The organism is Kribbella endophytica (genome assembly GCF_054781295.1).
The window spans coordinates 2,925,706-2,951,599 of record NZ_BAAGUR010000001.1; the positions used below are offsets into that span (position 1 = coordinate 2,925,706).

At 69.1% G+C, this 25,894-nt stretch carries 22 protein-coding genes; 14 read left to right on the top strand and 8 right to left on the bottom strand.

The window, feature by feature from the left end; translation table 11 throughout:
- Positions 1–42: 42 nt before the first annotated feature.
- On the top strand, positions 43–1,818 hold the full coding sequence (locus ACYVIO_RS13995) for an acetyl/propionyl/methylcrotonyl-CoA carboxylase subunit alpha (RefSeq protein ID WP_460651162.1): 1,776 nt from the start codon (positions 43–45) through the stop codon (positions 1,816–1,818).
- Between the two features lie 139 nt (positions 1,819–1,957).
- On the opposite strand, the gene ACYVIO_RS14000 is transcribed toward ACYVIO_RS13995, so the two are convergent.
- The 4 genes from ACYVIO_RS14000 to ACYVIO_RS14015 all read right to left on the bottom strand — a co-directional run bounded on the left by ACYVIO_RS14000 (position 1,958) and on the right by ACYVIO_RS14015 (position 7,058).
- Positions 1,958–3,394, bottom strand: a complete 1,437-nt coding sequence (locus tag ACYVIO_RS14000) for an Nramp family divalent metal transporter (RefSeq protein ID WP_460651163.1) — start codon at positions 3,392–3,394, stop codon at positions 1,958–1,960.
- A 118-nt stretch (positions 3,395–3,512) separates the two neighbouring features.
- Positions 3,513–4,349, bottom strand: coding sequence for an SMP-30/gluconolactonase/LRE family protein (locus tag ACYVIO_RS14005; RefSeq protein ID WP_460651164.1), 837 nt, complete (start codon positions 4,347–4,349; stop codon positions 3,513–3,515).
- A gap of 62 nt (positions 4,350–4,411) precedes the next feature.
- A complete protein-coding gene (locus ACYVIO_RS14010; RefSeq protein WP_460651165.1) occupies positions 4,412–4,849 on the bottom strand; it encodes a YdeI/OmpD-associated family protein in 438 nt (145 codons plus the stop codon).
- 4 nt (positions 4,850–4,853) lie between these two features.
- Positions 4,854–7,058 (bottom strand): MMPL family transporter, encoded by a 2,205-nt coding sequence (locus tag ACYVIO_RS14015; RefSeq protein ID WP_460651166.1) that lies wholly within the window; start codon positions 7,056–7,058, stop codon positions 4,854–4,856.
- Positions 7,059–7,310: 252 nt separating this feature from the next.
- Between ACYVIO_RS14015 and ACYVIO_RS14020 the strand changes: the two genes are divergently transcribed.
- The 6 genes from ACYVIO_RS14020 (at position 7,311) to ACYVIO_RS14045 (ending at position 17,044) form a co-directional block, all read left to right on the top strand.
- Positions 7,311–8,693, top strand: coding sequence for an MFS transporter (locus tag ACYVIO_RS14020; RefSeq protein WP_460651167.1), 1,383 nt, complete (start codon positions 7,311–7,313; stop codon positions 8,691–8,693).
- A 38-nt stretch (positions 8,694–8,731) separates the two neighbouring features.
- Entirely contained in the window at positions 8,732–10,783 is a 2,052-nt protein-coding gene (locus tag ACYVIO_RS14025; protein WP_460651168.1) for a molybdopterin oxidoreductase family protein, read from the top strand.
- Complete coding sequence (gene nirB, locus ACYVIO_RS14030; RefSeq protein WP_460651169.1) at positions 10,780–14,715, top strand: nitrite reductase large subunit NirB; 3,936 nt, start codon at positions 10,780–10,782, stop codon at positions 14,713–14,715. Before ACYVIO_RS14025 ends, nirB begins: the two co-directional genes overlap by 4 nt.
- Entirely contained in the window at positions 14,712–15,116 is a 405-nt protein-coding gene (nirD, locus tag ACYVIO_RS14035; protein WP_460651170.1) for a nitrite reductase small subunit NirD, read from the top strand. Before nirB ends, nirD begins: the two co-directional genes overlap by 4 nt.
- Entirely contained in the window at positions 15,106–16,233 is a 1,128-nt protein-coding gene (locus ACYVIO_RS14040; protein WP_460651171.1) for a uroporphyrinogen-III synthase, read from the top strand. The genes nirD and ACYVIO_RS14040 overlap by 11 nt, the downstream gene beginning before the upstream one ends.
- A 91-nt stretch (positions 16,234–16,324) precedes the next feature.
- Positions 16,325–17,044 (top strand): sirohydrochlorin chelatase, encoded by a 720-nt coding sequence (locus ACYVIO_RS14045; RefSeq protein WP_460651172.1) that lies wholly within the window; start codon positions 16,325–16,327, stop codon positions 17,042–17,044.
- Positions 17,045–17,087: 43 nt separating this feature from the next.
- On the opposite strand, the gene ACYVIO_RS14050 is transcribed toward ACYVIO_RS14045, so the two are convergent.
- Positions 17,088–17,471: a hypothetical protein gene (locus tag ACYVIO_RS14050; protein ID WP_460651173.1), complete on the bottom strand. Its 384-nt coding sequence runs from the start codon at positions 17,469–17,471 to the stop codon at positions 17,088–17,090.
- A gap of 193 nt (positions 17,472–17,664) precedes the next feature.
- On the opposite strand from ACYVIO_RS14050, the gene ACYVIO_RS14055 reads away from it, so the two are divergent.
- Both ACYVIO_RS14055 and ACYVIO_RS14060 read left to right on the top strand, forming a co-directional pair.
- Positions 17,665–18,741 carry a TRAP transporter substrate-binding protein gene (locus ACYVIO_RS14055; RefSeq protein WP_460651174.1) on the top strand — a complete coding sequence of 359 codons (1,077 nt, stop codon included), beginning with the start codon at positions 17,665–17,667 and terminating at the stop codon, positions 18,739–18,741.
- Between the two features lie 123 nt (positions 18,742–18,864).
- Positions 18,865–19,551 carry a DUF6891 domain-containing protein gene (locus ACYVIO_RS14060; protein ID WP_460651175.1) on the top strand — a complete coding sequence of 229 codons (687 nt, stop codon included), beginning with the start codon at positions 18,865–18,867 and terminating at the stop codon, positions 19,549–19,551.
- On the opposite strand, the gene ACYVIO_RS14065 is transcribed toward ACYVIO_RS14060, so the two are convergent.
- Positions 19,513–19,959: a nitroreductase family deazaflavin-dependent oxidoreductase gene (locus tag ACYVIO_RS14065; protein ID WP_460651176.1), complete on the bottom strand. Its 447-nt coding sequence runs from the start codon at positions 19,957–19,959 to the stop codon at positions 19,513–19,515. The two genes, ACYVIO_RS14060 and ACYVIO_RS14065, sit on opposite strands and share 39 nt — an antisense overlap.
- A gap of 64 nt (positions 19,960–20,023) precedes the next feature.
- Here ACYVIO_RS14065 and ACYVIO_RS14070 point away from each other — a divergent pair, with 64 nt between their 5' ends.
- Positions 20,024–20,455 (top strand): MarR family winged helix-turn-helix transcriptional regulator, encoded by a 432-nt coding sequence (locus tag ACYVIO_RS14070; RefSeq protein WP_460651177.1) that lies wholly within the window; start codon positions 20,024–20,026, stop codon positions 20,453–20,455.
- Positions 20,456–20,484: 29 nt separating this feature from the next.
- The gene (locus ACYVIO_RS14075; protein WP_460651178.1) at positions 20,485–21,003 is read left to right on the top strand and encodes a hypothetical protein; all 519 of its coding nucleotides are present in this window, start codon (positions 20,485–20,487) and stop codon (positions 21,001–21,003) included.
- On the opposite strand, the gene ACYVIO_RS14080 is transcribed toward ACYVIO_RS14075, so the two are convergent.
- Positions 21,004–21,396 carry a MerR family transcriptional regulator gene (locus tag ACYVIO_RS14080; RefSeq protein ID WP_460651179.1) on the bottom strand — a complete coding sequence of 131 codons (393 nt, stop codon included), beginning with the start codon at positions 21,394–21,396 and terminating at the stop codon, positions 21,004–21,006.
- Positions 21,397–21,466: 70 nt separating this feature from the next.
- Here ACYVIO_RS14080 and ACYVIO_RS14085 point away from each other — a divergent pair, with 70 nt between their 5' ends.
- Together ACYVIO_RS14085 and ACYVIO_RS14090 are read left to right on the top strand one after the other, a co-directional pair.
- Positions 21,467–22,633: an acyl-CoA dehydrogenase family protein gene (locus ACYVIO_RS14085; protein ID WP_460651180.1), complete on the top strand. Its 1,167-nt coding sequence runs from the start codon at positions 21,467–21,469 to the stop codon at positions 22,631–22,633.
- Between the two features lie 31 nt (positions 22,634–22,664).
- On the top strand, positions 22,665–24,194 hold the full coding sequence (locus ACYVIO_RS14090; protein ID WP_460651181.1) for an acyl-CoA carboxylase subunit beta: 1,530 nt from the start codon (positions 22,665–22,667) through the stop codon (positions 24,192–24,194).
- Between the two features lie 9 nt (positions 24,195–24,203).
- On the opposite strand, the gene ACYVIO_RS14095 is transcribed toward ACYVIO_RS14090, so the two are convergent.
- The gene (locus ACYVIO_RS14095) at positions 24,204–25,118 is read right to left on the bottom strand and encodes a phosphotransferase family protein (RefSeq protein ID WP_460651182.1); all 915 of its coding nucleotides are present in this window, start codon (positions 25,116–25,118) and stop codon (positions 24,204–24,206) included.
- A 56-nt stretch (positions 25,119–25,174) separates the two neighbouring features.
- On the opposite strand from ACYVIO_RS14095, the gene ACYVIO_RS14100 reads away from it, so the two are divergent.
- The gene (locus ACYVIO_RS14100) at positions 25,175–25,873 is read left to right on the top strand and encodes a maleylpyruvate isomerase N-terminal domain-containing protein (protein WP_460651183.1); all 699 of its coding nucleotides are present in this window, start codon (positions 25,175–25,177) and stop codon (positions 25,871–25,873) included.
- Positions 25,874–25,894: the final 21 nt, after the last annotated feature.

Consider the following 25,894-nt stretch of genomic DNA (forward strand, 5'->3'; position numbering starts at 1 on the left):
AACTTCGTCCTACACTCAGGCGACGCCGAGAGGAGCTGCGCTGTGCCGAACAGCAACAAGATCACCAAGGTCCTGGTCGCGAACAGAGGCGAGATCGCCGTCCGGGTCGTGCGCGCTGCCGCCGACGCCGGGCTGGGCAGCGTCGCCGTGTACGCCGAACCGGACCGCGACGCGCTGTTCGTCCGGCTCGCCGACGAGGCGTACTCGCTGGACGGCGCCACACCGGCCGACTCCTACCTGAACATCGCCAAGATCCTGGACGTCGCGGCCCGCTCCGGCGCCGACGCGGTGCACCCGGGCTACGGCTTCCTGGCCGAGAACGCCGAGTTCGCCCAGGCCGTGATCGACGCCGGGCTGATCTGGATCGGCCCGCCGCCGTCCGCGATCGACTCGCTCGGCGACAAGGTCAAGGCGCGGCACATCGCCGAGAAGGTCGGCGCCCCGCAGGTCCCCGGGACGCCGGACCCGGTCGCCGGCGCCGACGAGGTCACCGCCTTCGCGCAGGAGTTCGGGCTGCCGATCGCGATCAAGGCGGCGTACGGCGGTGGTGGCCGCGGGATGAAGGTCGCGCGGTCGCTGGAGGAGATCCCCGAGCTGTTCGAGTCCGCGACCCGCGAGGCGATCAGCGCGTTCGGCCGTGGCGAGTGCTTCGTCGAGCGGTACCTGGACAAGCCGCGGCACGTCGAGACCCAGTGCCTGGCCGATGCCCACGGCAACGTTGTCGTGGTGTCGACGCGCGACTGCTCGCTGCAGCGCCGGTACCAGAAGCTGGTCGAGGAAGCGCCCGCGCCGTTCCTGAGCGACGAGCAGATGGAGATCCTGTACCGGTCGTCCAAGGCGATCCTGCGCGAGGCCGGGTACGTCGGTGCCGGCACGTGCGAGTTCCTGGTCGGTCAGGACGGGCTGATCTCGTTCCTCGAGGTGAACACCCGCTTGCAGGTCGAGCACCCGGTCTCCGAGGAGGTCACCGGGCTGGACCTGGTCCGCGAGATGTTCCGGATCGCCGACGGCGAGGAGCTCGGGTACGACGACCCGGCCGTGTCCGGGCACTCGATCGAGTTCCGGATCAACGCCGAGGACGGCGGCCGCGGCTTCCTGCCGGCACCGGGCACGCTGACCCGCTGGCACCCGCCGTCCGGACCGGGCGTCCGGCTCGACGGTGGGTACGACGAGGGCGAGACCGTTCCGGGGTCGTTCGACTCGCTGGTGGCCAAGCTGATCGTCACCGGACGCGACCGCAAGCAGGCGCTGGAGCGCTCGCGGCGCGCGCTGAAGGAGTTCGTCGTCGAGGGCATGCCGACGGTGATCCCGTTCCACGCGACGGTCGTCAGCGACCCGGCGTTCGTCGGGGACGACGGGTTCAAGGTGCACACGCGGTGGATCGAGACCGAGTACGACAACCAGCTCACGCCGTACGACGGTCCTGCCGCGACCGTCGACGAGGGCGAGCGGGAGAAGGTCACGGTCGAGGTCGGTGGGAAGCGGCTCGAGGTCGTCCTGCCTGCTGGGCTTGGTGCTTCGGCCGTTGGTGTTGGCGCTGGCGCCGGTGCGAAGAAGAAGCCGGCCAAACGTGCTGGGGGTAGTGGGAAGTCTGCCGCGTCGGGGGACTCGTTGACGTCGCCGATGCAGGGGACGATCGTCAAGATCGCCGTCGAGGAAGGCGCGACGGTGGCCGAAGGCGACCTGGTCGTCGTGCTGGAGGCGATGAAGATGGAGCAGCCGCTGAACGCGCACAAGGCGGGGACGGTCACGGGGTTGTCGGCCGAGGTCGGCGCCACGGTTGCCGCGGGTGCAGCAATCTGCGAGATCAAGGACTGAACAACCCGCGCGAGCACCGGGCGTCGCCCCGCCAACTCTGACAAGCACCGCCCTTGACGCACCATCTCTTTCAAGTACCGGCCCCCGATCGGGGGCCGGTACTTGTTTGGTGTTGGGGGGGTAGGGCTGGTTGCGAACGTCAGAAGTTCTTCTTCACCTGGTCGATGATCGTGAACACCGCCAGCGCGCCGAACGCCAGGAAGGCGAAGGCCAGGACGGCGGTCCGTACCGCGCTGATCCGGATCGGGGCCGGCAGGGCCCGGGAGTTCATCCACCACAGCAGGCCGGAGTAGACGAACATCATCGTGCCCGCCGTACAGGCCGAGATCACCAGCAGCACCAGCGGCTGGTCGAGCCCGGCCAGCAGCACGATGATGCCGAAGGCAACCAGTCCCCAGACCAGCCAGAAGTACAGCTTGGACTCGGTCACCGTGGAGGTGCGCAGGTAGCGGGACTTGATCATGTCCGCCGACAGCCGGGAGGTGTAGTCGACGATGCCGGCCGCGGCCGCGAACAGGCTGAACGCGCCGATCGCCCAGAACAGGTAGCCGAACCAGCCGCCGACCAGCGCCTGCAGGTTGACGCCCTCGATCTTCAGGAAGCTGATGTTGTTCTTGACCGACGCGTCACCGAACAGGGTCGCGTGCGCGAGCATCGAGGTGAACAGGATCGTCAGCACGGTGATCAGGACGAAGGTCAGCGCCTGCTCGAGGTTGGCGAACTTCCACCAGCGCTTCCAGCGGGCCAGGTTCTCCTCGTTCGGCGGGAAGGTGTAGCCGTTGGCGTGCGGGTCGGCCTGCTTCTCACCGGTCACCGGCGACGTCAGCCGCGGCACGTGCAGGCCCATCCCGAAGCCCTTGTCCCGGATCCAGTTGCTCTGGCACAGGTTCTGCCCGCCGCCGGCCCCGGCGTACGCGATCGCGCCCATCATCAGCGCGAAGCCGAGCTGGTCGACCGGGAACTCCGGCGCGGTGACGGCCTCGCCGAGCGCGCTGTAGGTCTTGGCGCGGATCGCGAAGATCAGGGCCAGTACGACGAGCAGCGCGACCGCCGCGATCTTCACGAAGATCAGCCGTTCGAGCATCACGTAGACCACCGGCGCGAGCGTCAGGATCAGGCCGATCACGACCAGGATCCCGATCGCGATCCAGCGTGGGTCGCCGGCGCCGAACAGGTAGGTCAGCATCGCCGCCGAACTGGTCGCCCAGCCGGGCCAGAGGTTCGCGAAGTACGTCATGATCGCGAAGAACAGGCCCCAGTGCTTGCCGTACCGGTTGAAGCCGGTCAACGCTGTCTCACCGGTGGCCAGCGTGTACCGCTCGATCTCCATGTTCAGGAACCACTGGATCGCGACCCCGACGACGGCGCCCCACAGGAAGACCAGGCCGACCTGTGACGAGATGTAGGGCCAGAGGATGAACTCGCCGGAGGCCAGTCCGACCCCGGCACCGACCATGCCCGGGCCGACGATCCGCCAGGTGTTCGTCGGTGGTTCGGGCAGGTCTTTGACCTGCGGCGCGGGCAGGTTCTTGGTGAGCAGGTTGAAGCGGTGTGGTGTTGACGTGGTGTCTGCCATGGGCTCCTCGCTCCCGGTCGACCCCCGTTCATCCGGACAGTAGCGAAGGTTGGGCGCACGGGCGACCCGACACCGCCGAGCGGTACGGTCGGGTCGCCGAGCGGTCGTCCGGTACCGGTCAGGGGCGTCCGGTGCCGGGGACATCGACCCGCTGCGTGAGCACCTGACCGTTGCGCGGACCGTTGGTCAGCCGGTCGAGGTTGTCGGCGATCGGTTCGTCCGCGTGCCACTCGGCGGTGAGGACGAAGAGGGTACGGCGATCAGCCCCGCCGAGCGCCAGCGCGAACGGCGCCCGGTGCTCGTCCAGCTCGATGCGCTCGAGGACCTCGCCGCCTTCGGCCACCCGTACGACGCCAGAACCGCCCGTGGACACCCAGATCGCGCCCTCGACGTCCGTGCAGATCCCGTCCGGACCGAGGCCTCCGGCAAACACCCGGCGGTTGCTCAGACCGCCGTCGGCCTCGATGTCGAACGCGGTCAGCCGCCCGACGAACGACTCCGAGATCACCAGCGTCTTCTCGTCCGGCGTGATCACCATCCCGTTCGGGAACTGGATGTCGTCGGCAACCTCCCGGACGGCGCCGTCGGGTGTGATCAGCTTGATGTAGCCGGGCGTGAACTCCTCGCCCCCGGCGAAGTCGAAGTCGGCGCCGTTCACGTACGCGTTCCCCCGGCTGTCCACGACCAGTTCGTTGCCGTCCTGCTCGGCGTGCACGACGAACGACCCGTCGGCCCGCTGCCGCAGCAGGTTGTCACCGGTGGTCACCAGACTCCCGTCCGGCAGCCAGTCGATCGACCAGCCCATCAGCCGCTTCGCCGGCGCCGGCGTGGTCTCGACCGTCCCGTCCACGTCGACGGCAACGATCTGGTTCTCGATCCAGTTCGCGAACCACAACCGCCCGTCGTGCCACCGCGGAGACTCCGGAATCCCCAGCCCGCTCAGCAAGACCTCCATGACCGCCACCTCGTTCTCGTAGGTTTTACCCCTACACGAACGGCCGCGGCCCAGATCGACAGTCAGCCCCGCAGCATTTCCAGCGCCTTCGCGATGCGCCGTCCGCGGGTCTCCGGCTTTTTGGCGTCCAGTACGGCGTTGACGTGCTCGCGGCGGTGCGAGTAGCTCAGCCGATCGAAAGTTTCGCGGAGGCCGGCCTCGGCCAGGGCCGTGGCCAGGTCTTCGGGGACGTCGACCGTGCGTTCGGTGGTGTCCCGGGCGACGGTGACCGTCACCGTGTCGCCGGGAGCCTTCGACAGCGTCGTACGGACGCCCTTGAGTACGCCGAGGGCTTGGCAGCCGCCCATGGAGACGATCGAGCCCTGGTACGGGACGGTGTCGAAGGTGGCCTGGACGGGGATGCGGGCGCCGCCGCCGAGGGCGGTGAGCACGTCAGCGGGGATCTCGACGTACGCGCCACCGCCTCCGGCGTCCTGGATCACTGCTTCGAAGGTCTCCATGCGGTCAAGCCTGCTCCGGCTGGTCGGCCTTGGCCAGCTTGCTGGGCCACCAGATGCGGCGGCCGATGTCGTGGGACAGGGCCGGGACGAGCAGGGAGCGGACGACGGTGGTGTCGAGCAGGACGCCGAAGGCGACCATGAAGGCGATCTGGGCCAGGAACAGGATCGGCAGGACGGCCAGGGCCGAGAAGGTCGCCGCGAGGACGACGCCGGCCGACGTGATGACGCCACCGGTGACGGCCAGAGCGACGAGGATTCCCGGTCTGGTGCCTTGCTCGATCGACTCCTCCCTGACGCGGGTCATCAGGAAGATCGAGTAGTCGATGCCCAAGGCCACCAGGAAGACGAACGCGTAGAGCGGGATCGACGGATCGGCACCGGGGAAGTCGAAGACGTGGTTGAAGAACAGCGCGCTGACGCCGACGGTCGCACCGAACGACAGCACGTTGCAGATCACCAGCAGCAGCGCGGCGGCGACCGAGCGGAGCAGCAGCATCAGGACGACGAAGATCACCGCCAGGATGGTCGGGATGATCACCTTCAGGTCGCGTTCGCTGGAGTTCAGGACGTCGAGGTTGATGGCCGTGTTGCCGCCGACCAGGATGTCCGGGCTGACCGTGTCCAGCTCGCTGCGCAGGTGCTCGACCACCTTGGTCGCCTCGGGCGAGTCCGCCGCGACCTTGAGCGTCGCCTGGACCAGAACCTTGCCCTCGACAACCTTCGGCGGCACGCCCGGCGCGACCGACGCCGAGGCGGTGGCGACGCCGTCGACCTTCATCGCGGTCTCGACGACCTTGGCCGCCTGGTCCTCCCGCGCGAGGATCTGCACCGGCGTACCGGCACCGGCGTCGAAGTGCTTGGCCAGTTCCTCCTGGCCGGTGACCGACTCGACCTTGTCCAGGAACAGCTCCTCCTGGGAGATGCCGGAGGCCTTGAACGTCGGCAGGAACGCGCCGCAGATCAGCAGCGCCAGCGCGCTCAGCGCCCACACCTTGCGCGGGCTGCGGCCGACCAGCCCGGAGACCCGGCCCCACAGCTTGCGGCCGCCGACCTGGTCGCGCGCGTGCACGTGGTCGACCCGCGGGATCGACGGCCAGAAGATCCGTCGGCCGAAGGCGAGCAGCAGCGCGGGCAGGAAGGTCATCGCCGAGATCAGCGCGCCCGCGATGCCGATGGCACCGACCGGGCCGAGGCCCTTGGTGCTCCCGAGCTCGGACAGCAGCAGGCAGAGCAGGCCGAGGATGACGGTCGCGGCGCTGGCGGCGATCGGCTCGATCGACGCCCGCCAGGCGACCTTCATCGCGTCGAACTTGTTCTCGAAGTCGTGCAGTTCCTCCTTGTACCGGGAGACCAGCAGCAGCGAGTAGTCGGTCGCGGCACCGACGACGAGGATGAACAGGATGCCCTGGCTCTGGCCGTTCAGCTCGATCACGTCGGCCTTGGCCAGCGGGTACACCACCAGCGCGGCCAGTGCGAGGCCGAAGACAGCAGTCAGCAGTACGGCGATCGGCAGCACCGGGCTGCGGTAGACGATCAGCAGGATGAGGAAGACGACGGCCAGCGCGACGCCGAGCAGGATCCCGTCGATCCCGCCGAAGGCGACCACGAAGTCGGCGAACACCCCGCCCGGACCGGTCACGTAGACCTGCAGCCCGGTCGGGGTCAGCGACTCCTTGATCTCGCCCCGCATCTTGTCGGCGACCGCGAACAGCACGGTCTCGCCTTCCTTGACCACCTCGTCGGCCTGGTCGCCGTTCAGCTCGACGGTGACCAGCAGCGCCTTCTTGTCCTCGGACGGGATCACTGTCTTCACCGGCGCGGCGAGGTACTCGCCGATGGTCTTGCCGTTGCCGAGGTCAAGCTTCGGGACCTGCGCCAGGAACGCGTTGGTCTTGGCCAGGTCCTCCGGCGTGATCCCGCTGTCGCGCTCGATCAGCACGAAGTACGGCAGCGCCTTGGAGTCGACGAACTTGGCGGACTGGTCGGCGACCAGCGTCGACTCGGCCTGCTTGGGCAGGAAGTTCGCGTTGTCGTTCTCCTGCACCTCGCTCAGCCGGCCGACCGTCGGTCCGCCGAGCGATCCGACCAGCAGCCAGGCCACCAGTACGGCGGCGATCGCCGCCCGCCAGATCCACCGGCCGCCCTTGCGCGGCGCCGCGTGCTCGGCGTGGTGGTGCTCCGAATCCCCCGTACCGTCCTGCTGGTTCACCCGTGGTCCCCTCATCGGTCTGCCGCCGGCTGTCTGACCCGCACAGTACCCAGCGCAGGGGACCGAAACGGCCGGCCCTCGCCGTGACATCTCCCACCCGCCGCCTGGCTCCTGTCACCCGTCTTCTCTCACCACCCGCCGGGCAGTGTGCGGAGGCCGTTTCGGCGGCGTAACAACGAGATGACTACTCGGAAACACCCCGGTCATAGGTTCCTGGCCTAATCAGTGAGGTCGGATGATCGGAGACGAACGATGACGCTCGAGGCACGACCGGACACGGTCACCGTGCGCGAACGCGCTGGTGCGGTGGGTACTGTCGAGGCGCCGCGGCGTGGGCGCTGGATCGACGTCTGGGACCCCGAGGACGGCGCGTTCTGGGCCGAGAAGGGGCGCCGGGTGGCCCGGCGCAACCTGTGGCCCTCGATCTTCGCCGAGTTCCTGGGATTCTCGGTCTGGCAGCTGTGGAGCATCGTCGTGGTCTCCCTGCCGGCCGCCGGGTTCGGCTACAGCACCGACCAGATGTTCTGGCTGGTCGCGCTGCCGAGCCTGGTCGGCGCGACGCTGCGCCTGCCGTACACGTTCGCCGTACCGAAGTTCGGCGGCCGGAACTGGACGATCGTGTCCGCGCTCCTGCTGCTGATCCCGACCTGCGGCCTGGCGTACTTCGTCAGCCGGCCGGACACGCCGTTCTGGCTGATGGCGCTGGTCGCGGCGACCGCGGGCGCCGGCGGCGGCAACTTCGCGAGCTCGATGACCAACATCTCCTTCTTCTTCCCCGAGCGCGACAAGGGGTTCGCGCTCGGCCTGAACGCGGCCGGCGGCAACCTCGGCGTCGCGGTCGTCCAGCTCGTCGTACCGGCCGTGATCGTGATCGGTGCCGGGCTGTCGCTCGAGCGCGCCGGTCTGATCTGGCTGCCGCTCATCGCCCTGGCCGCGGTCCTGGCCTGGAAGACGATGGACAACCTGTCCGCCGCGACCTCGTCGTTCCGGGCCTCGATCACCGCGGCGAAGCGGCCGCACACCTGGGTGATCTCGTTCCTCTACATCGGGACGTTCGGCTCGTTCATCGGGTTCTCGGCGGCGTTCCCGCTGCTGATCAAGACCACCTTCCCGGAGGTCGCGGGCGTGCAGCTCGCGTTCCTCGGCGCGCTGGTCGGCTCGGTCTCGCGACCGTTCGGCGGCAAGCTGGCCGACCTGGTCGGCGGTGCCTGGGTGACGGTCTGCGCGTTCGTGGTGATGGGCGTCGGCATCCTGTCGGCGATCGCCTCGCTGAACGCGGGCAGCTTCGCCGGGTTCCTGATCAGCTTCCTGGTGCTGTTCGTGGCCAGCGGCGCGGGCAACGGTTCGACGTACCGGATGATCCCGGCGGTGTTCCGTTCGACGACGCGCGACCTGGACGGCGGCGTCGACCTGGTCCGCGCTCGGCGTGAGGCGGCGGCGTGCATCGGGATCGCCTCGGCGATCGGCGCGTACGGCGGGTTCCTGGTGCCGCGCGGCTTCGCGATGTCGAGCGGCGCGTACGGATCGCTGGTGCCGGCGCTGTACTGCTTCTGCGGGTTCTACGTCGTCTGCCTGCTGGTCACGTACTTCTGCTACCTGCGCAAGGGTGGTCCACTCAGCGGGGTGCGCGTGTGACCGCCACCCACTGCCCGTACTGCGCGCTGCAGTGCGCCATGACACTGACACCGTCACTGTCCCCGGCGCCGGCGCCGGTGACGGTCACGCCGCGGGAGTTCCCGACCAACCGCGGCGGGCTGTGCCGGAAGGGCTGGACGTCGGCGGCGGTGCTGACGGTGCCGGACCGGCTGACGGCTCCGCTGGTGCGGGACGCGGACGGCGTACTGGTGGAGACAACCTGGGATCACGCGCTGGATGTGGTCGCGGACCGGATCAAGGCGTTGCAGGCGTCGTACGGCGATGACTCGGTGGCCGTGTTCGGTGGTGGTGGGCTGACCAACGAGAAGGCCTATGCACTGGGCAAGTTCGCACGGGTTGCTCTGCGTACTGCGAACGTGGACTACAACGGCCGGTTCTGCATGTCCTCGGCCGCTGCGGCTGTCAATCGCTCGCTGGGAGTCGATCGCGGGCTGCCGTTCCCGCTGACGGATCTCGGTGGGGCTCAGGCGATCCTGCTGGTGGGAAGCAATCTGGCCGAGACGATGCCGCCGGCTGTCGCGCATCTGGCGGCAGCGCGCGACGCGGGTGGGCTTCTGGTCGTCGACCCGCGTCGCTCGGCCACTGCGCAGCTGGGCCTTCACCTGCAGGCCACGCCGGGTAGCGACTTGGCACTGGTGCTGGCGCTGACTCATGTGGTGCTGCAGGAGGGCCTGGCGGACACTTCCTACCTGCTCGAGCGGACCGACGACCCGGATGCGCTGTACCGGTCGACGGCGGCCTGGTGGCCCGAGCGGGCTGAGCGGGTGACCGGCGTACCGGCTGGAGTCATTCGGCAGGCTGCGCGAGTGCTGGCGGCTGCTGCGCCGGTGCACGGCGGTGCTGGGGCGTTCGTGCTGACTGGGCGTGGGGCTGAGCAGCACAGCAAGGGGACCGACACGGTCACGGCCTGCATCAACCTGGCGCTGGCGCTCGGACTGCCTGGGCGGGTTGGTAGTGGCTACGGGTGCATCACTGGCCAGGGCAACGGGCAGGGTGGGCGGGAGCACGGGCAGAAGGCTGACCAGCTGCCGGGCTACCGGAGCATTGCTGATCCGGCGGCTCGGGCGCACGTTGCTGGGGTTTGGGGTGTTGACCCTTCGGCGTTGCCTGGGCCTGGGAAGAGTGCTGTCGAGCTGATCAACGCGCTGGGGACCGACGGTGGGCCGCGGGCGTTGCTGGTGCACGGGAGCAACCTGGTGGTGTCGGCGCCACGGCTGGCGTCGGTGCGGGAGCGGCTGGCTTCGCTGGACCTGCTGGTGGTTGCGGACGTCGTACCGTCCGAGACGGCGTTGCTGGCGGACGTGGTGTTCCCGGTGACGCAGTGGGCCGAGGAAGACGGCACGATGACGTCGCTGGAGGGGCGGGTGCTACGGCGGCGTGCTGCGGTTGCGCCGCCTGGTGACGCTCGGAGCGATCTGGCGGTGTTTGCCGGGTTGGCTTCGCGGTTGGGGTGCTCGGCTTCGTTCCCTGTCGACCAGGCGGAGGTGTTCGAGGAGCTGCGGCTGGCGAGTGCTGGTGGCGTGGCGGACTACTCGGGGATCTCGTGGGAGCGGCTGGATGCCGGCGAGGCGTTGTACTGGCCGGTGCCTTCGGCTGATCATCCGGGGACGCCTCGGCTGTTCGCCGATTCGTTCGGTACGCCGTCTGGTCTGGCTCGGGTCGTTGCTGTTGAGCACCAGGCGGTTGCGGACGATCTGCGGTCGGATGCGCCGCTGTACTTGGTGACTGGGCGGCTGCTGGAGCACTACCAGAGTGGGGCGCAGACGCGGCGCGTGCCGGAGTTGCTGGAGGCGGAGCCGGAGGTGTTCGCGGAGATCCATCCTCGGGTGGCGGCTTCGCTCGGAGTTGCTGACGGCGGGTTGCTGCGGTTGCGGACTGCGCGGGGCTCGTTGGTGTGCCCGGCGCGGGTAACCGGGGATGTTCGGCCGGACACGATCTTCGTGCCGTTCCACTTTCCTGGAGTGAACGAGCTGACGAACGACGCACTCGACCCGATCTCGAAGATGCCGGAGTTCAAGGCGTGTGCGGTCGAGGCGTCGGCCGTCGTACGGGCTGAGGTGTCGGCATGAAGATCGTCATCATCGGCGCGGGGATGGCTGGGACCCGGTTGGCGGAACTGCTTGGCTCGCACGAGGTCACGGTGTTGGGGGACGAGCCGTACTACCAGCGGCACCGGTTGACCGAGTACGTCGCCGGGCGGGCGGCGGAACCCCTTGTGGAGGGGGAGGTTCTCGCTGCTGCGCGAGTCGACCGTCGTCGTCGGGTGGTGGTGGACAGCGCCGGTGGGGAGCACTCGTACGACCACCTGGTGTTTGCGACCGGGGCTACGCCTGCTGAAGCGGGTGGGCTGGTGTTGCGGACGGCCGGTGATGCTCGGCGGGTTGTCGAGGCGGCCGTTGGTGCTCGGCGGGTGGTGGTGTTGGGCGGCGGTGTGCTGGGCGTCGAGACGGCGTGTGCCCTGCGAGAGCGGGGGATTGCGGTGACGCTGGTGCACGACGGCGAGGCGTTGCTCGACAGCCGAGCGCGGGCGACGGCTGGGCGGCAGGTCACGCGGATGGTCCGCAGGCTGGGGATCGAGGTGGTGCTGCAGGCGCGGGTGCAGTCGACCGAGACTCGGGACGGGCGATTCCGGGCGCTGGTCTTGGCGAGTGGGCAGACCGTCTTTGGTGACTTGCTGGTGAGTGCTTGTGGCGTGCAGCCTCGGGTCGAGCTGGCTGCCGGGCTGGCGATCGGGACTGCCGGCGGGATTGCTGTCGACGCGTCGCTGACGACGGCGGATCCGAGGGTGCATGCGATCGGGGACTGCGCCGAGGTCGACGGAGTGGTCTCCGGGACGGTCGGGGCGGCGTGGGATCAGGCCGAGGTGCTGGCGGATCTCCTGAACGAGCAGCCGGTGCGCGAGCTGGCGCCGGAGGTGCTGCGGCTGACCGCCGGTGGGCTGGACGTGATGGTCCTCGGCGACCGCGAGGCCGACGGGCACGTCGTACGGCTGGCTGATGGTGAGCGGTACGTACGCGCCGTGCTGGTCGACGGGGTCGTGCAGGCGGCCGTGGCGGTGAACGCGCCGGAGGTCGCGGCCGAGCTGGTGCTGCTGGCGGACCGGCGTACGGCGGTGGTCCCGGAGATGTTGCTGGGGGCAACGGAGACGCCGAGGCAGGCGAAGCCGGTGTGCCGGTGCAACGGGGTGACGCGGGCCGTGATCGAGGCGGCGTGGAAGGCCGGTGCCGACAGTGTCGACGGCATCGCGGCACAGACCAGAGCGACCACCGGGTGCGGCAGCTGCACCGGCGCGGTGGGTGAGCTTCTCGAGCGATTTCGGCGCGGTGAGACCGATCCCGTCCCGACCAGGAGGGCAACGATGACAGAGCTCGGCAAGGCGAAACACCTGGTGGTGGTCGGTGGCGGCATGGTCGCGCACCGGCTGGTCGAGGCGCTGCGCTCGCGCGACACCGGTGTCGAGTGGCGGATCACCGTGCTGGCCGAGGAGCCTCGGCTGCCGTACGACCGGGTCGCGCTGACCAGCTACTTCTCGGGTCGCGATCCGCACGATCTGAGCCTGGGGGAGCCGGAGCTCTGGGACGATCCGGCGGTCACGCTGCGGAAGGGTGTGGCGGTTGCGTCCTTGGATGTCGAGGCGAAGACGGTACGGACTACGCGCGACGAGGTGATCGCGTACGACGAACTGGTGCTGGCGACGGGGTCGAGTGCGTTCGTGCCGCCGGTGAAGAACAGCGATGCGCAGGGATGCTTCGTCTACCGGACGATCGACGACGTTGCTGCGCTGCGGACGTACGTCGAACGCTTGCGGACCGAGCGTGAAGCGCAGGGAGAGGCGCCACTCCGGCTGGGACTTGGTGGCCAGGCGGGGCGCGAGCCTCGGCCTGTCCATGGGGTCGTGGTCGGCGGTGGTTTGCTCGGGCTCGAGGCAGCGGGTGCGTTGCGAGCGCTTGGTGCTGTCACCGAGGTCGTCGAGTTCGCGCCGCGGTTGATGCCGTTGCAGGTCGATGAGGGTGGCGGTAGTGCGTTGGCTCGGCTGATTCGGGGGCTTGATGTCGGCGTCCGCACGTCGACTCAGACGACTCGGGTCAAGCTCACCTCGCAAGGGTCGGCGCGGGCGATGGCCGTTGCCGACGGCCCTGATCTGCCGGCTGATGTGGTGGTGTTCGCGACCGGTGTGCGGCCGCGGGACGAGCTGGCTCGGGCGGCTGGGCTGGCTGTTGGTGAGCGTGGCGGTGTGGTCGTCGACGACTCGTGCCGTACGTCGGTGCCGGGTGTCTGGGCGATCGGTGAGGTCGCGTGCATCGAGGGGCGCGTGTGGGGTCTGGTCGCGCCGGGGTACGCGATGGCGGAGATCGTCGCCGACCGGCTGCTCGGTGGCGCGGCGACGTTCCCGGGCGCGGACTCGTCGACCAAGCTGAAGCTGCTCGGCGTCGACGTGGCGAGCTTCGGCGACGCGTTCGGGGCGACCGAGGGCGCGCTCGACATCGTGTACGCCGACCCGGTGGCGGGTGTGTACAAGAAGCTGGTGCTGTCCGACGACGCGCGCACGCTGCTCGGCGGGATCCTGGTCGGCGACGCTTCGGCGTACGCGGCTCTGCGGCCGATGGTGGGCCGCGAGCTCGGCACCGACCCCGCGTCGTACCTGCTGCCCGAAGGTGCGCAGCCGGTCAAGCTGGAGCTGCCGGACGACGCGCCGGTCTGCTCGTGCAACAACGTTGCCGCGGGCACCATTCGGTGTGCTGTGCGGGAGGAGGGGTGCGGCGATCTGAAGTCGCTGTGCTCCAAGACACGTGCGGGGACGAGCTGTGGCTCGTGCCTGCCGATCGTGAAGAACCTGCTCAACGCCGAGCTCGCGGCGGCCGGTGTCGAGGTGAGCAAGGCGCTGTGCGAGCACTTCGCGCTGTCGCGGGCCGAGCTGTTCGACGTCGTACGGGTGACCGAGCTGCGGACGTTCAGCGAGATCGTCGAGCGGCACGGGACCGGCCGCGGCTGCGACATCTGCAAGCCGGTGGTCGCGTCGATCCTGGCCAGTGTGGACCCGGGCGGGCACGTGCTCGAGGGCGAGCGCGCGACGCTGCAGGACACCAACGACCACGTGATGGCCAACATCCAGAAGGACGGCACGTACTCGGTCGTCCCACGGATCCCCGGCGGCGAGGTGACGCCGGAGGGGCTGATCGTGATCGGCGAGGTCGCGCGCGATTTCGGGCTGTACACCAAGATCACCGGCGGTCAGCGGGTCGACCTGTTCGGCGCGCGGATCGAGCAGCTGCCGGCGATCTGGGCACGGCTCGTCGACGCCGGGTTCGAGTCCGGGCACGCGTACGGCAAGGCGTTGCGGACGGTGAAGTCGTGCGTCGGCTCGACGTGGTGCCGGTACGGCGTACAGGACTCGGTCGGGATGGCGATCGCGCTGGAGCTGCGGTACCGCGGGCTGCGCTCGCCGCACAAGCTCAAGCTCGGGGTCTCCGGGTGCGCGCGCGAGTGTGCCGAGGCGCGCGGCAAGGACGTCGGGATCATCGCGACCGAGTCCGGCTGGAACCTGTACGTCGGCGGCAACGGCGGCATGACGCCGCGGCACGCGCAGCTGCTGGCGTCCGACCTGACCGACGAACAGTTGCTGCAGGCAATCGACCGGTTCCTGATGTACTACATCCGGACCGGCGACCGGCTGCAGAGGACGGCTGTGTGGATCAACGAGATCGACGGCGGGTTGGACCACGTGCGCGACGTCGTACTGAACGACAGCCTGGGGATCGCGGCCGATCTCGACGCGGCGATGGCGGCGCACGTGGACTCGTACGTCGACGAGTGGCGGGCGACGCTGGACGATCCGGCGAAGCTGGCGCGGTTTGTGTCGTTCGTGAACGCGCCGGACCAGCCGGACGCCGACCTGCGGTACGTGGTGGAGCGCAGCCAACCCCGGCCGGCCACGGCTGACGAACGCGGAACGCTGGAACCGGTCCTGCTGGCCGGTCCCCGACTGGAGGTACGCCGATGACCGTCCCGACCACCACCGCCGCCGTGGCGGTGTGCGCCTACGAGGCGCTGCTGCCCGAGCGTGGCGTCGCCGCCCTGATCGGCGACCGGCAGGTCGCGTTGTTCCGGACCTACGCCGGCGACGTGTACGCGCTGGCCAACACCGACCCGTTCAGCGGGGCGAACGTGCTGTCGCGGGGGATCGTGGGGAGCCGGGGGGACGTGCCGACGGTGGCGTCCCCGATGTTCAAGCAGGTCTTCGATCTGCGGACCGGGGTGTGTTTGGACGATCCTTCGGTGGCTGTTCCGGCGTACGCGGTGGAGGTCGTGGACGGGCAGGTGCTGGTGGGTCTGGGCGCGGCTGGGCTCGAGCTTGGCGGTGGGTCCGGCGGGGCTGTCCGTGGTGGTCTCGGTGAAGGCTAAGCCGGGGCCGCTCAGCGGGTGCACGATCGCGGTGACCGCGCACCGGCGGGCCGACGACCTGATCGCGTCGTTCGAGCGGCGCGGGGCGAAGATCCTGCACGCGCCGACGCTGCAGATCGTGCCCGCGCCGGACGACCAGGCGCTGATCGAGGCGACCCGGCGGGTGATCGCGAACCCGCCGGACGACGTCGTGGTGACCACTGCGGTGGGCTTCCGCGGGTGGGTCGAGGCGGCCGATACGGCGGGGCTGGCGGCTGATCTGCTCGGGACGTTGGAGCAGTCGCGGCTGCTGGCGCGTGGGCCGAAGGCGCGGGGGGCGATCCGGGCTGCTGGGTTGGTGGAGCACTGGTCGGCTCGCTCGGAGACGACCGCCGAGGTGGTCGAGTGGTTGCGGGATCAGGGCGTGAGTGGCCGGAAGATCGTCGTACAGCTGCATGGTTTGTCGGACCCTGGGCTGCAGGATGCTCTGCGGCAGGCGGGGGCGTCTGTGCGCGGGCTGGAGGTGTATCGATGGGGGCCGGCGCCGGACCCCGCGGCTGTCGAGCGGGTGATCGGGCAGATCATCGGCGGGGCTGTTGACGCTGTGGTCCACACTTCGGCTCCGGCTGCCCAGGCGATGCTGGATGCTTCGGCGTTGCATGGTCAGTACGACGCTTTGGTTGCTGCGCTGCGTACTGGGCGAGTGCTCAATGCTTGTGTGGGGCCTGTGACGGCGGGTCCGTTTGTTGCTTTGGGGTTGGATCCGTTGGTGCCTGACCGGTATCGGTTGGGCGCGTTGATCCGCAGCGTCACCGATCGGCTCACTGACGACAACGCTCGCTCGATCGAGACCGCCTTTGGTCAGTTGGTCATCCGGGGTGGTGCTGCTGTGCTCGACGGTGTCGTGCTGCCGCTCGGGCCCGGGCCGCGGGCTGTGCTGTCCGCGTTGGTCGATGCCGGGGGTGATGTGGTCTCGCGGCCGGAGCTTCTGGCTGTCCTGCCGGGGGCCGAGGACGTTCACGCGGTGGAGGTCACGGTCAATCGGTTGCGTACTGCTGTCGGGCGCCCGGAGTTGGTCCGCACCGTCGTACGCCGTGGTTACCGCCTGGCCGTCGAGCCCGCGGCGGTCCCGACATGAACGACGGCGAGTACTGCTTGATCCGCGCCAGCCGGCCGGATGTGCCGACTGGCCCGCGCCCTTTCAAGTACCCACCCTCGGAGGTCTGCCGATGACCGACCTCATCGCCGCGGCCCACGGCACCGCCGACCCGCGTGGGATCCAGGTGATCCACGCCCTCACCCGCGAGATCGCACGTCAGCGTCCCACCGTCCCCGTCTCCCTCGGCTTCGTCGACGTAGACATGCCCGCTCTCCCGTCGCTGGTCGAGCGAGTAGTTGCCGACAGCAACCAGGCGGTCATCGTCCCACTGCTGCTGAGCTCCGGCTACCACGTCACCACCGACATCAACGCCGAAGCCCACCGCCGTCCGCACCGAGTCACCGCGGCCGAACCGCTAGGTCCCCATGCCGTCCTCGCCCAGATCCTCGCCGACCGCCTGGCTGACCAACCCGTCAGCCGTGGCGCGGACGGCCTGCGCGGCGTCGACAGCGTTGTGCTGGCAGCGGCTGGGTCGTCTGATCATCGGGCGCTACTCGACTGCTCCAGCGTTGCTGCGGACCTGTCTGAAGTGATCGACCGGCCGGTCGAGGTCGGCTACGTCTCCGGCGCGGGCGAGCGCCTGCCCGCCGTACTGGCTCGCACGTCCGGTCGGGTTGCCGTTGCGACCTATCTGCTGGCACCTGGCTTCTTCGCTGACCGCGTCGCCGCTGTCGCCGGCGCTGCGGGTGCCCTGGTGTCCGCACCGCTCGGTGCCGACCCGCGCCTGGCGACCTTGGCCCTCCATCGGTACGACGAGGCCCTCACCCGAACTGTCCAAAGAGTCTCCTGAATCCCTTGTCTACAACGCCCTAGGGCCCCTTCGTTCGGGTGGGTCAGCCGAGTCGGATTTCGCTCAGCATGGTTTCGAAAGCCGCGAAATAGGTGGTGGCTTCGGGGTCGTTCTGGTCGGTTCTCGCCCAGGCGAGCAGCGTGCGGGTCCCTACTGGGATCACTGCGATTCGCAGCGAGAAGTCGGGCTGCAGGCCGAAGCAGACATCGATCGGCGTTTGTGAGTCGGGGCAGCCGAGTGTGCCGTCCAAGGAGGTGGACGTGTTGGCGGTGAGCAAGGTCGCCGGGCGGCCGTCGACTGTGGTGGTGGTCTGGTTCGTGAACGTCGCACCGGCGCGGGTCAGCCCGCGGAGGTAGGCCAGGTACGCCGTCGGAGGTGGTTTCGGAGTACTGCTTCCGGGCTGGTGCAGCACGATCGGCAGGAGCACCCGGATGTACCGCTCCCCACGACCGCGGACCAGGACACGAAGGTCCGCGTGTTCTCGGTCGGCGCCGACCCGAACGAGGGACTGCCAGAGCTGAGTCCGTTTCGGTGGATTCCCTTGGCCGGTAGGAATGTTCCTCTGCGTCAGGCGTAGCGGATCGGGGCGGGGAGTGCCAGGGTGATCGGTGGGGGCTGGTATGAGAAAGACACCACATCTACGGACCATGGCGTGCGCGCTGACGCTGGTCGTCACCGCGACGGCCTGCAGCGGCAAGGCGACCGACACCGACACGGTCGACACGGCGGCACCGGTGACGTTACGACTCGGCACGGCCGACGACGACGCGAAACCGGGCGGACTCGCGATCGTCCAGTTCGTCCAGCAGGTCAGGACGCTGTCGGGCGGCAAACTGTTGATCTACCCGGTCTGGGAAGCGTCCGGCTCCGACGTACGGCAGTGGGACCAGCTTGTCGTGCGGATGCTGAAGAACAGGCAGCTCGACCTCGCGATGATTCCCGCCCGGACCTGGGACACCGAGGGGGTCACGAGTCTGCGGGCCCTGAACGCGCCGTTCCTCGTGACGTCGGACGCGCTGGCCGACAAGATCGTCACGAGCCCGGAGCTGTCGGACGAACTGCTGGCGGGCCTGGATCAGGGCGGTGCCACGGGGCTCGCGTTGATGCCTGAAGGGCTGCGTCATCCGTTCGGCTTCAAGCGCGCACTCGTCTCGCCGGCGGCCTTCGCCGGCGCGGGGATCCGGGCCGCGAAATCGAACCTCGGTGACGCGACCATCCGTGCCCTTGGTGGCAAACCGGACGACGCAGTCGGGGAGTCGTACGGCGCCGGGATCCGCTCAGGAGTCCTGGGCGGCGCCGAGACCGGCTTCGTCCTGTCCGACCTGCTCCCGGTCGCCGGGATCGCGGCGGCCAACGTCACCTTCACCACCAAGGTGAACACGCTCGTCGCGAACTCGGCGGTGCTGAACGGGCTGTCGCCCGACAACCAGAAGATCCTGCGGTCGGCCGCCACGGCGACCCGCGAGTGGGCGCTCGGTCACCGGGTGACGGAGTCCGCCACCGCTGCTGCGTACTGCAACCGCGGCGGCAAGGTCGTCAACGCCACCCCGGCCGAGCTGCGTGCGCTGGACCAGGCCGTCCGACCCCTGTATGCCGAACTGGAACGGGACCAGAAGACCAAGGCGATGATCGATCGCATCCGTACGCTGAAGCAGTCCGTCCAAGTGCCGTCCACTGGTGTCGCGGCCCTGTGCTGAGTCCGGCCGGTCGCCGTACGCGAGGTACCGGCCTCTCTGGTCTGGCGCCCGTCTGAAGCATCGAGCTGATCCGCAGTGCGGTCGCTGCGGAGGTTGTCGGTGCGGTCTGGTTACGCTTCGCGGGTGGGGATCTTCGACAAGTTCAAGCGCCGCCCGAGCGCCGACGCCGACCGGCAGGCGGCCGGAAGCGTACCGGCGAGCGGCGAGCAGCCGGTCGCCGTACCGGCTCTTGATGCTGATCAGCAGGTTGCTGATTTGCGGGAGCAGGTTGAGCTTTGGGTGCGGCCGGGGTTTCTCAGCCGCGCGGACGTGCTGGAGTATGCGCGGGAGTTTCGGGATGACGATGAGGTGCCGGTTGACGACGAGCAGTTGACGCGGCTGGTGGAGGATGTCTGGCAGGCTCGCCTCGCCGAGGAGGTCTCTTGGCCGGCGTACACGGATGCCGATCGCGTTGCCGCGGCCTTCGCCGAGCTCGACGCGAACGGTGTGGTCGCGCGGATGAACTTCACGTGTTGCCAGAACTGCGGGGTCACCGAGATCGACGACGAGCGGCCGACTGATCGGCCGTCGAGTGGCTATGTGTTCTTCCACCAGCAGGACGCCGAGCGTTTGGCCGAGGAGCCGGCTCAGCTGTACCTGGCGTTCGGGACGCTCGAACCGGAGCAGGGCCGTGTCGCTGAGCAGGACCAGGCGGTTGGCGAGCAGATCCGCGCTGCGCTGCTCGCCCAGGAGCTGCCGGTGGAGTGGGACGGCTCCGCGGCTCAGCGGATCTCAGTCGGTCCCATCACCTGGCACCGCCGACTGCTCTAGCCCGTCCGCGAGGTCGAGGGCGACGACCTGGATGAGGCGTGAGGTGCCGTCCTGGTAGGCCTGGAACGCCGGGTCGCGGCGCGCTTGTTCGGCGTACAGGCGATCGCGTTCGGGGCCGGTGAGCTCGGTGGCGGTGGCTTCGATGCGGGTGGTGCCGAGTTCGACGGTGACGGTCGGGTGGGCGCGCAGGTTGTGCAGCCAGGCGGGCGCGGTCGAGCTGCCGGCGTTGGTGGCGAACACGATCAGGCGACCGGCGTCCTCGGCGTACACGGCAGGAGTGGTGTGCGGCCGACCCGAGCGGGCGCCGGTGGTGGTCAGCAGGAGCAGCGGCGCGCCCTCGAACATGCCGCCCACCTGCCCGCCGTTGGCACGGAACTCGTCGATGACCGGGCGGTTGTAGTCGCTCACGGGGATACCCTCACGGTGGCAGGAGTGTTAGCTTTGCAAGCAAAATAGTTTTGAGGACAAAGGTATGTCAAGCGTCGACGAGAGCATCCGCACGCTGCTGCTGCTGATGCCGCGCGTGATCGGCCGGGCCAAGCGGACGAAGATCCCCGACGAGCTCGCCGGGATGAACCTCGCGCCCCGGCACCTGTCGCTGTTCGCCTACCTGCTGTTCGACGGCCCGCTGGGCGTCAACGATCTGGCCGAACGCCTGGAGGTCACGCCGGCCACGGTCAGCCTGATGGTCGGCGACCTCACCCGCCAGGGCATCCTCGACCGCCGCGAACACCCCGACGACCGCCGCCGCGCCATCGTCACCCTCGCCGATTCCCACCGCGAAGCCATCGACACCTGGCTCGCCCAAAGCGCCAAAGCCTGGCGCCAGGCCCTGGAGCCCCTCACCGACGCCGAACGCCACCTCTTCGTGCAGACCCTGAGGGCCTACGAGGATGCGATCTGAGTGGACCGATGCCTGGGTAGCGTCGGGTTGTGAAGTACTGCTGCGACTACGCCTACTCGTGCCCGGAGCGTGGCGCGGTGGCTTGCTATGCGCACGGTGGGTCTGACCCGTGCTGTGGTGATGAGCAGGCGCACGAGTGCTTGCGGGACATGTACGGCAGCGAGGATGGGTTGACGTATGGCGATGGGTTCTTCTGTCGCCGGTGCGGGAACTACGAGCTGACCGGGCTGGAGCACGAGCGGGCCAAGGAGCCTGGGTTTCCGGCGAAGTACGCGCCGGGCTGGTCGGCCGAGGGGTCTAAGGCCGGTCCAGTGGTGTTCCTGGTCGAGGACGTGTTCGACATCGCCTCGCGGGGCGGGGTGCTGGTGTCCGGGCGCCTGTACGGCGGAGTGGTGGCGGCGGGGTCGACGCTGTTCACCTACGACCGGCGGCCGGTGCGCGTGATGACCATCGAGTTGGTCCGCGGGAAGACCGACGACGCGGTGACGCTGCTGGTCGAGCGCGCGGAGGAGCTGCGCGTCGTACCGAAGATGTATCTGCGCAGCTGATCAGGCGCCGCGGAGGTTTTTGAGGTCTGCGTGGCAGCGGGCTTCTACTTCGGCGAGGTCGTGGAGGGTTTCTTCGATGTCGTGGCGGCGTTGTTCTAGGTCGGCTCTGCGTCGGGTGATCTGGTTGAGGAGGTAGACGAGCTGGCCCTCCTCGCCCGGTTCGGCGTCGTACATGTCGACGATGGTGGCGATCTCGTCTAGGGAGAAACCCAGGCGTTTGCCGCGGAGGATGAGGGCCAGGCGGACGCGGTCGCGGGGGTGGTAGACGCGGGTGGTGCCGCGGCGTTCGGGGGTGAGTAGGCCGCGGTCCTCGTAGAAGCGGATCGTGCGCAGCGTGACGTCGTACTCGGACGCCAGCTCGGTGATCGTCCAGGTCCCTGACTCGGCACTCACCGGAATATTGTGCACCTACGGCATCGTGCTTTACGTTTACGTAAGCGTCAACCAGCAGCCGGGAGCAGAGATGTCGTTCGAGTTGTCCGAGGAGCACCGCGAGTTCCGTGCCAGCGTGCGCGACTTCGCGCAGGCCGAGATCACGCCGTACGCCGCCGAGTGGGACCGCAAGCACCACTTCCCGGTCGAGACCGTGCAGAAGATGGGCCAGCTCGGCCTGTTCGGGCTGACCGCGCCGGAGCAGTACGGCGGCGCCGGCGGCGACTTCACCAGCCTGTGCGTCGCGATCGAGGAGATCTCCCGCGCCGACCAGTCGATGGGCATCACGCTCGAGGCGGCGGTCGGGCTCGGGATCAACCCGATCCTGACCTACGGCACCGACGAGCAGAAGCAGACCTGGCTGCCGGACCTGGTCGCCGGGCGCACGCTGGCCGGGTTCGGGCTGACCGAGCCGGAGTCGGGGTCGGACGCCGGCGCGACCAAGACCCGCGCGGTGCTCGACGGCGACGAATGGGTGATCGACGGCTCGAAGCAGTTCATCACCAACTCGGGTTCGGCGATCACGTCGCTGGTCACGGTGACCGCGCGGACCGGCGACCGTCCCGACGGACGCCCGGAGATCTCCACGATCATCGTCCCGACCGGTACGCCGGGGTTCGTCGCCGAGGCGCAGTACGACAAGCTCGGCTGGCACGCTTCCGACACCCACCCGCTGTCGTTCGCGGGCTGCCGGGTGCCGCAGGAGAACCTGCTCGGCGAGCGCGGGCGCGGCTTCGCGCAGTTCCTGGCGACGCTCGACGACGGCCGGGTCGCGATCGGCGCGGTCGCGCTGGGCTGCATCAAGGCCTGCCTGGAGATGTCGGTCCAGTACGCCGGGGAGCGCAAGACCTTCGGCGTACCGATCGGGCAGAAGCAGGGGGTGGCGTTCCAGATCTCCGACCTGAAGGTGATGGCCGACGCGGCCGAGCTGCTGGTCTACCGCGCGGCGGCGTTGAAGGACGCCGGTGCGCCGTACAAGGAGTTCAAGCAGGCGGCGGCGGTCGCGAAGCTGTACTCGAGCGAGGCGGCGGTGACCGCGACGCGGATCGCGACGCAGGTGTTCGGTGGCTACGGCTTCATGGAGGAGTACCCGGTGACCCGGTTCTACCGCGACGCCAAGATCCTGGAGATCGGCGAGGGTACGTCGGAGGTGCAGCGGATGCTGATCGCCCGCGGCCTCGGCCTTCCTGTCGAGTGAAGCCCGCCCAGCTGAGTGACAGGATGACTGCATGAGCAGGGATCACTGGACCGAGGTCAAGGTCGCCCGTGAGGCGACCCTGGCGCCGTCCGAGAAGGCCAAGGCCAAGCTCGACTCCCAGAACAAGCTGTACGTGCGCGACCGGATCGCCCTGCTCGTCGACGAGGGCAGCTTCGTCGAGGACGCCCAGCTGGCGAACGCGCTCAACCCGGGCCTGCCCGCGGACGGCGTCGTCACCGGGCGGGCGCTCGTCGACGGCCGGCCGGCGCTGCTGGTCGCGAACGACCCGACTGTGAAGGCCGGGTCGTGGGGTGCGCGCACGGTCGAGAAGATCGTCCGGATCACCGAGGTCGCGCTGCGCGACGAGCTGCCGATCTTCTGGCTGATCGACTCCGCGGGCGCCCGGATCACCGACCAGGTCGACCTCTTCCCTGGTCGACGTGGCGCGGGCCGGATCTTCCACAACCAGGTCGCGCTGTCCGGCAAGGTGCCGCAGATCTGCTGCCTGTTCGGCCCGTCGGCGGCCGGCGGCGCGTACATCCCGGCGTTCTGCGACCTGGTGATCATGGTCGACGGCAACGCCTCGATGTACCTCGGGTCGCCCCGGATGGCCGAGATGGTCGTCGGCGAGAAGGTGACGCTGGAGGAGATGGGCGGCGCGCGGATGCACACGTCCGTCTCCGGCTGTGGTGATCTGCTCGCGAGTGACGACGCCGAGGCGATCGAGCTGGCGAAGCAGTACTTCTCGTACCTGCCGGGTTCGTGGCAGGTCCGTCCGCCGTCGTACGACGCCTCGGAGCCGGGACGCGATTTCACTCGCGACCTGGTGCCGGCCGAGGAGTCGGTCGGGTTCGACATCCACGACGTGATCGACGCGCTGCTCGACGCGGACACGTTCTTCGAGATCAAGCCGGCGTACGCGCCTGAGCTTGTGGTCGGGTTCGGGCTGCTGGCCGGGCAAGTGGTCGGGATCGTCGCGAACCAGCCGGCGGTCAAGGGTGGCGTGCTGTTCGTCGACTCCGCGGACAAGGCGGCCCGGTTCATCTGGTTGTGCGACGCGTTCAACGTGCCGCTGGTGTACCTGTGCGACGTCCCGGGGTTCATGATCGGGTCCGAGGTCGAGCGGGCCGGGATCATCCGGCACGGCGCGAAGATGATCACCGCGGTCTCCGAGGCGACCGTGCCGACGGTGTCGGTGATCGTCCGGAAGGCTTACGGGGCCGGGCTGTACGCGATGTGCGGCCCGGGGTTCTCGCCGGACGCGTGCGTCGCGCTGCCGACGGCGAAGATCGCGGTGATGGGGCCGGAGGCGGCGATCAACGCGGTCTACTACAACAAGATCCAGGAGATCGCCGAGGAGACCGAGCGGGTCGAGTACGTCGCGAAGCTGCGCGAGGAGTACGAGACCGACATCGACATCCTGCGGCTGGCCGCGGACCTGGTGATCGACGCGATCGTCGAGCCGGAGAACCTGCGCGAGGACCTGATCGCGCGACTGGCCGCGGCGCAGACGAAGAACCGCCACTTCAGCACGAAGCGCCACGGGGTACCGCCGGTCTGAGTCCGGGGGCTACCGCAGGAGTTCAGGCAGATTCGACAGGTAGGCCTGTAGGCCCGACCGCCAGCTCTTCGCCTTGGAGCGGCGGTCGGGGTCGAGGGTGTCGTCGGCGATCCAGTCGTCGAGCCAGCCTTCGGCCAGCCAGCCGATGGCGCCGGTGATGCGGTGCAGCGCGGTGGTCTCGGGGCGTTCGCCGTACGACGCGTAGAAGGCGGGCGGGACTTCGGCGCCGAGCAGGTAGACATGTTCCTCGAAGGCGGCGATCTCGATTCCGGGGTCGCCGACCTGGGGCGAGTCCCAGTCGATCAGGGTCGTGCGGTCGGGGCCGACGATCACGTTCGCGGGGTAGATGTCGCGGTGCAGCAACGCGGTCGGGGTTTCGCGGAGCTGGCCGGCGTACTGGTCGATCAGGGCGTGGAGCTTCAGCAGGTGATCGGCGACGAGGTCGAGGCCGGCTTGGTCGACGAGGTCGTGCTGGGTCTGGACGGGGTCGGTGAAGTGCAGGTCGAAGGTGCCGTTGCCGAAGGCGCCGGTCAGACCTTTGGGGAAGCGGACGGCGTGGAGGCTTTTGAACGCCGTACCGACTGAGCGCCAGGACTTGTCGGTCATGCGGTCCTGGTCGATGAGGGTCAGGAGCATGTCGCCGGGGGCGAACTCGTAGAGGCTGGCTTCGTCGGTTGCCGCGAGCAAGGCGGGGGCGGGGATTTCGTGGGCGGCGAGGAACTCCGCGCGGCGGAACAGCGCCTGCGCGGAAGTGGCGTCGGTGGGATCGGGGCGCTGCCGGAGAACTACCTCGCGGCCGTCGGTCAGTACGGCGTGGTGGATGTTGTGGTCGAAGCCGTGGCCGGTGAGGGGTGTGCTGGTGGCGACCGGCGGGAGGCCGGCGGCGGCGACGAGTTGGTGCAGGAGGTTCGGCGTACTGGGCATGGCCGGAATTGTGGTGGTGGTTGGTTTGGGCGGCCAGCGGTTTTACGCTCGGGGGTATGAAGGCTCCTGAGCGTGGGGCGTTGCCGTTGTGGCCTGCTACGACGCTGGGCCGGGCCTACGGGCGGGTGACCGAGGTCGTCCAAGGGCTGTCCGACGCGGATTTCGCGCGGGCGACGCGGTGCCCGGGGATGGCGGTCGGGCCGCTGCTGGTGCATCTGCTGTACGACGCGGAGCGGGCGCTCGCGACGTTCGCGACGCCGTCGGTGGACGAGCCGGACCGCGACTTCGTGTCGTACTGGAAGGACTTTCCGCCGGGGGACGGTGACGACACGTCGTTCGTGCAGGTGGTTGCCTCGGCGTACGAACGGCCCTCGGTCGGGCTGGTCGGGCACTGGCGGGAGCTGTCGGAGGCGGCGGTGCGGGCGGCGGCGTTCGGGCTGGTGGAGAAGGGCAAGCGGGTCCAGACGCAGGGGCATGTGATGGCGGCGAAGGACTTCGTGGCGACGCTGATCCTCGAGGCGACGGTGCATCACCTGGACCTGATCGTCGAGCTGCCGGACGCGCCGGAGCCGGATCCGGAGGCGCTGCAGGTGACCGCGCGGACGCTCGACGGGCTGTTCGGGCCGGAGGCCTGGGACGTGATCGGGTGGGACACCACGACGTACGTGCTGAAGGCAACCGGCCGGCTGCCGCTCGACTCCGCGGATCGGGAGATGCTCGGGGCGCATGCGGAGCGGTTGCCGCTGATCGGGTAGCTCGTACGGCGCGGTGTCCGG

Coding starts and splice junctions, on each gene's coding strand:
- ACYVIO_RS14000 (WP_460651163.1), bottom strand. CDS start 3,394: ATGGCAGACACCACGTCAACACCACACCGCTTCAACCTGCTCACCAAG.
- ACYVIO_RS14005 (WP_460651164.1), bottom strand. CDS start 4,349: ATGGAGGTCTTGCTGAGCGGGCTGGGGATTCCGGAGTCTCCGCGGTGG.
- ACYVIO_RS14010 (WP_460651165.1), bottom strand. CDS start 4,849: ATGGAGACCTTCGAAGCAGTGATCCAGGACGCCGGAGGCGGTGGCGCG.
- ACYVIO_RS14020 (WP_460651167.1), top strand. CDS start 7,311: ATGACGCTCGAGGCACGACCGGACACGGTCACCGTGCGCGAACGCGCT.
- ACYVIO_RS14025 (WP_460651168.1), top strand. CDS start 8,732: ATGACACTGACACCGTCACTGTCCCCGGCGCCGGCGCCGGTGACGGTC.
- nirB (WP_460651169.1), top strand. CDS start 10,780: ATGAAGATCGTCATCATCGGCGCGGGGATGGCTGGGACCCGGTTGGCG.
- nirD (WP_460651170.1), top strand. CDS start 14,712: ATGACCGTCCCGACCACCACCGCCGCCGTGGCGGTGTGCGCCTACGAG.
- ACYVIO_RS14045 (WP_460651172.1), top strand. CDS start 16,325: ATGACCGACCTCATCGCCGCGGCCCACGGCACCGCCGACCCGCGTGGG.
- ACYVIO_RS14055 (WP_460651174.1), top strand. CDS start 17,665: ATGAGAAAGACACCACATCTACGGACCATGGCGTGCGCGCTGACGCTG.
- ACYVIO_RS14070 (WP_460651177.1), top strand. CDS start 20,024: ATGTCAAGCGTCGACGAGAGCATCCGCACGCTGCTGCTGCTGATGCCG.
- ACYVIO_RS14085 (WP_460651180.1), top strand. CDS start 21,467: ATGTCGTTCGAGTTGTCCGAGGAGCACCGCGAGTTCCGTGCCAGCGTG.
- ACYVIO_RS14090 (WP_460651181.1), top strand. CDS start 22,665: ATGAGCAGGGATCACTGGACCGAGGTCAAGGTCGCCCGTGAGGCGACC.
- ACYVIO_RS14095 (WP_460651182.1), bottom strand. CDS start 25,118: ATGCCCAGTACGCCGAACCTCCTGCACCAACTCGTCGCCGCCGCCGGC.
- ACYVIO_RS14100 (WP_460651183.1), top strand. CDS start 25,175: ATGAAGGCTCCTGAGCGTGGGGCGTTGCCGTTGTGGCCTGCTACGACG.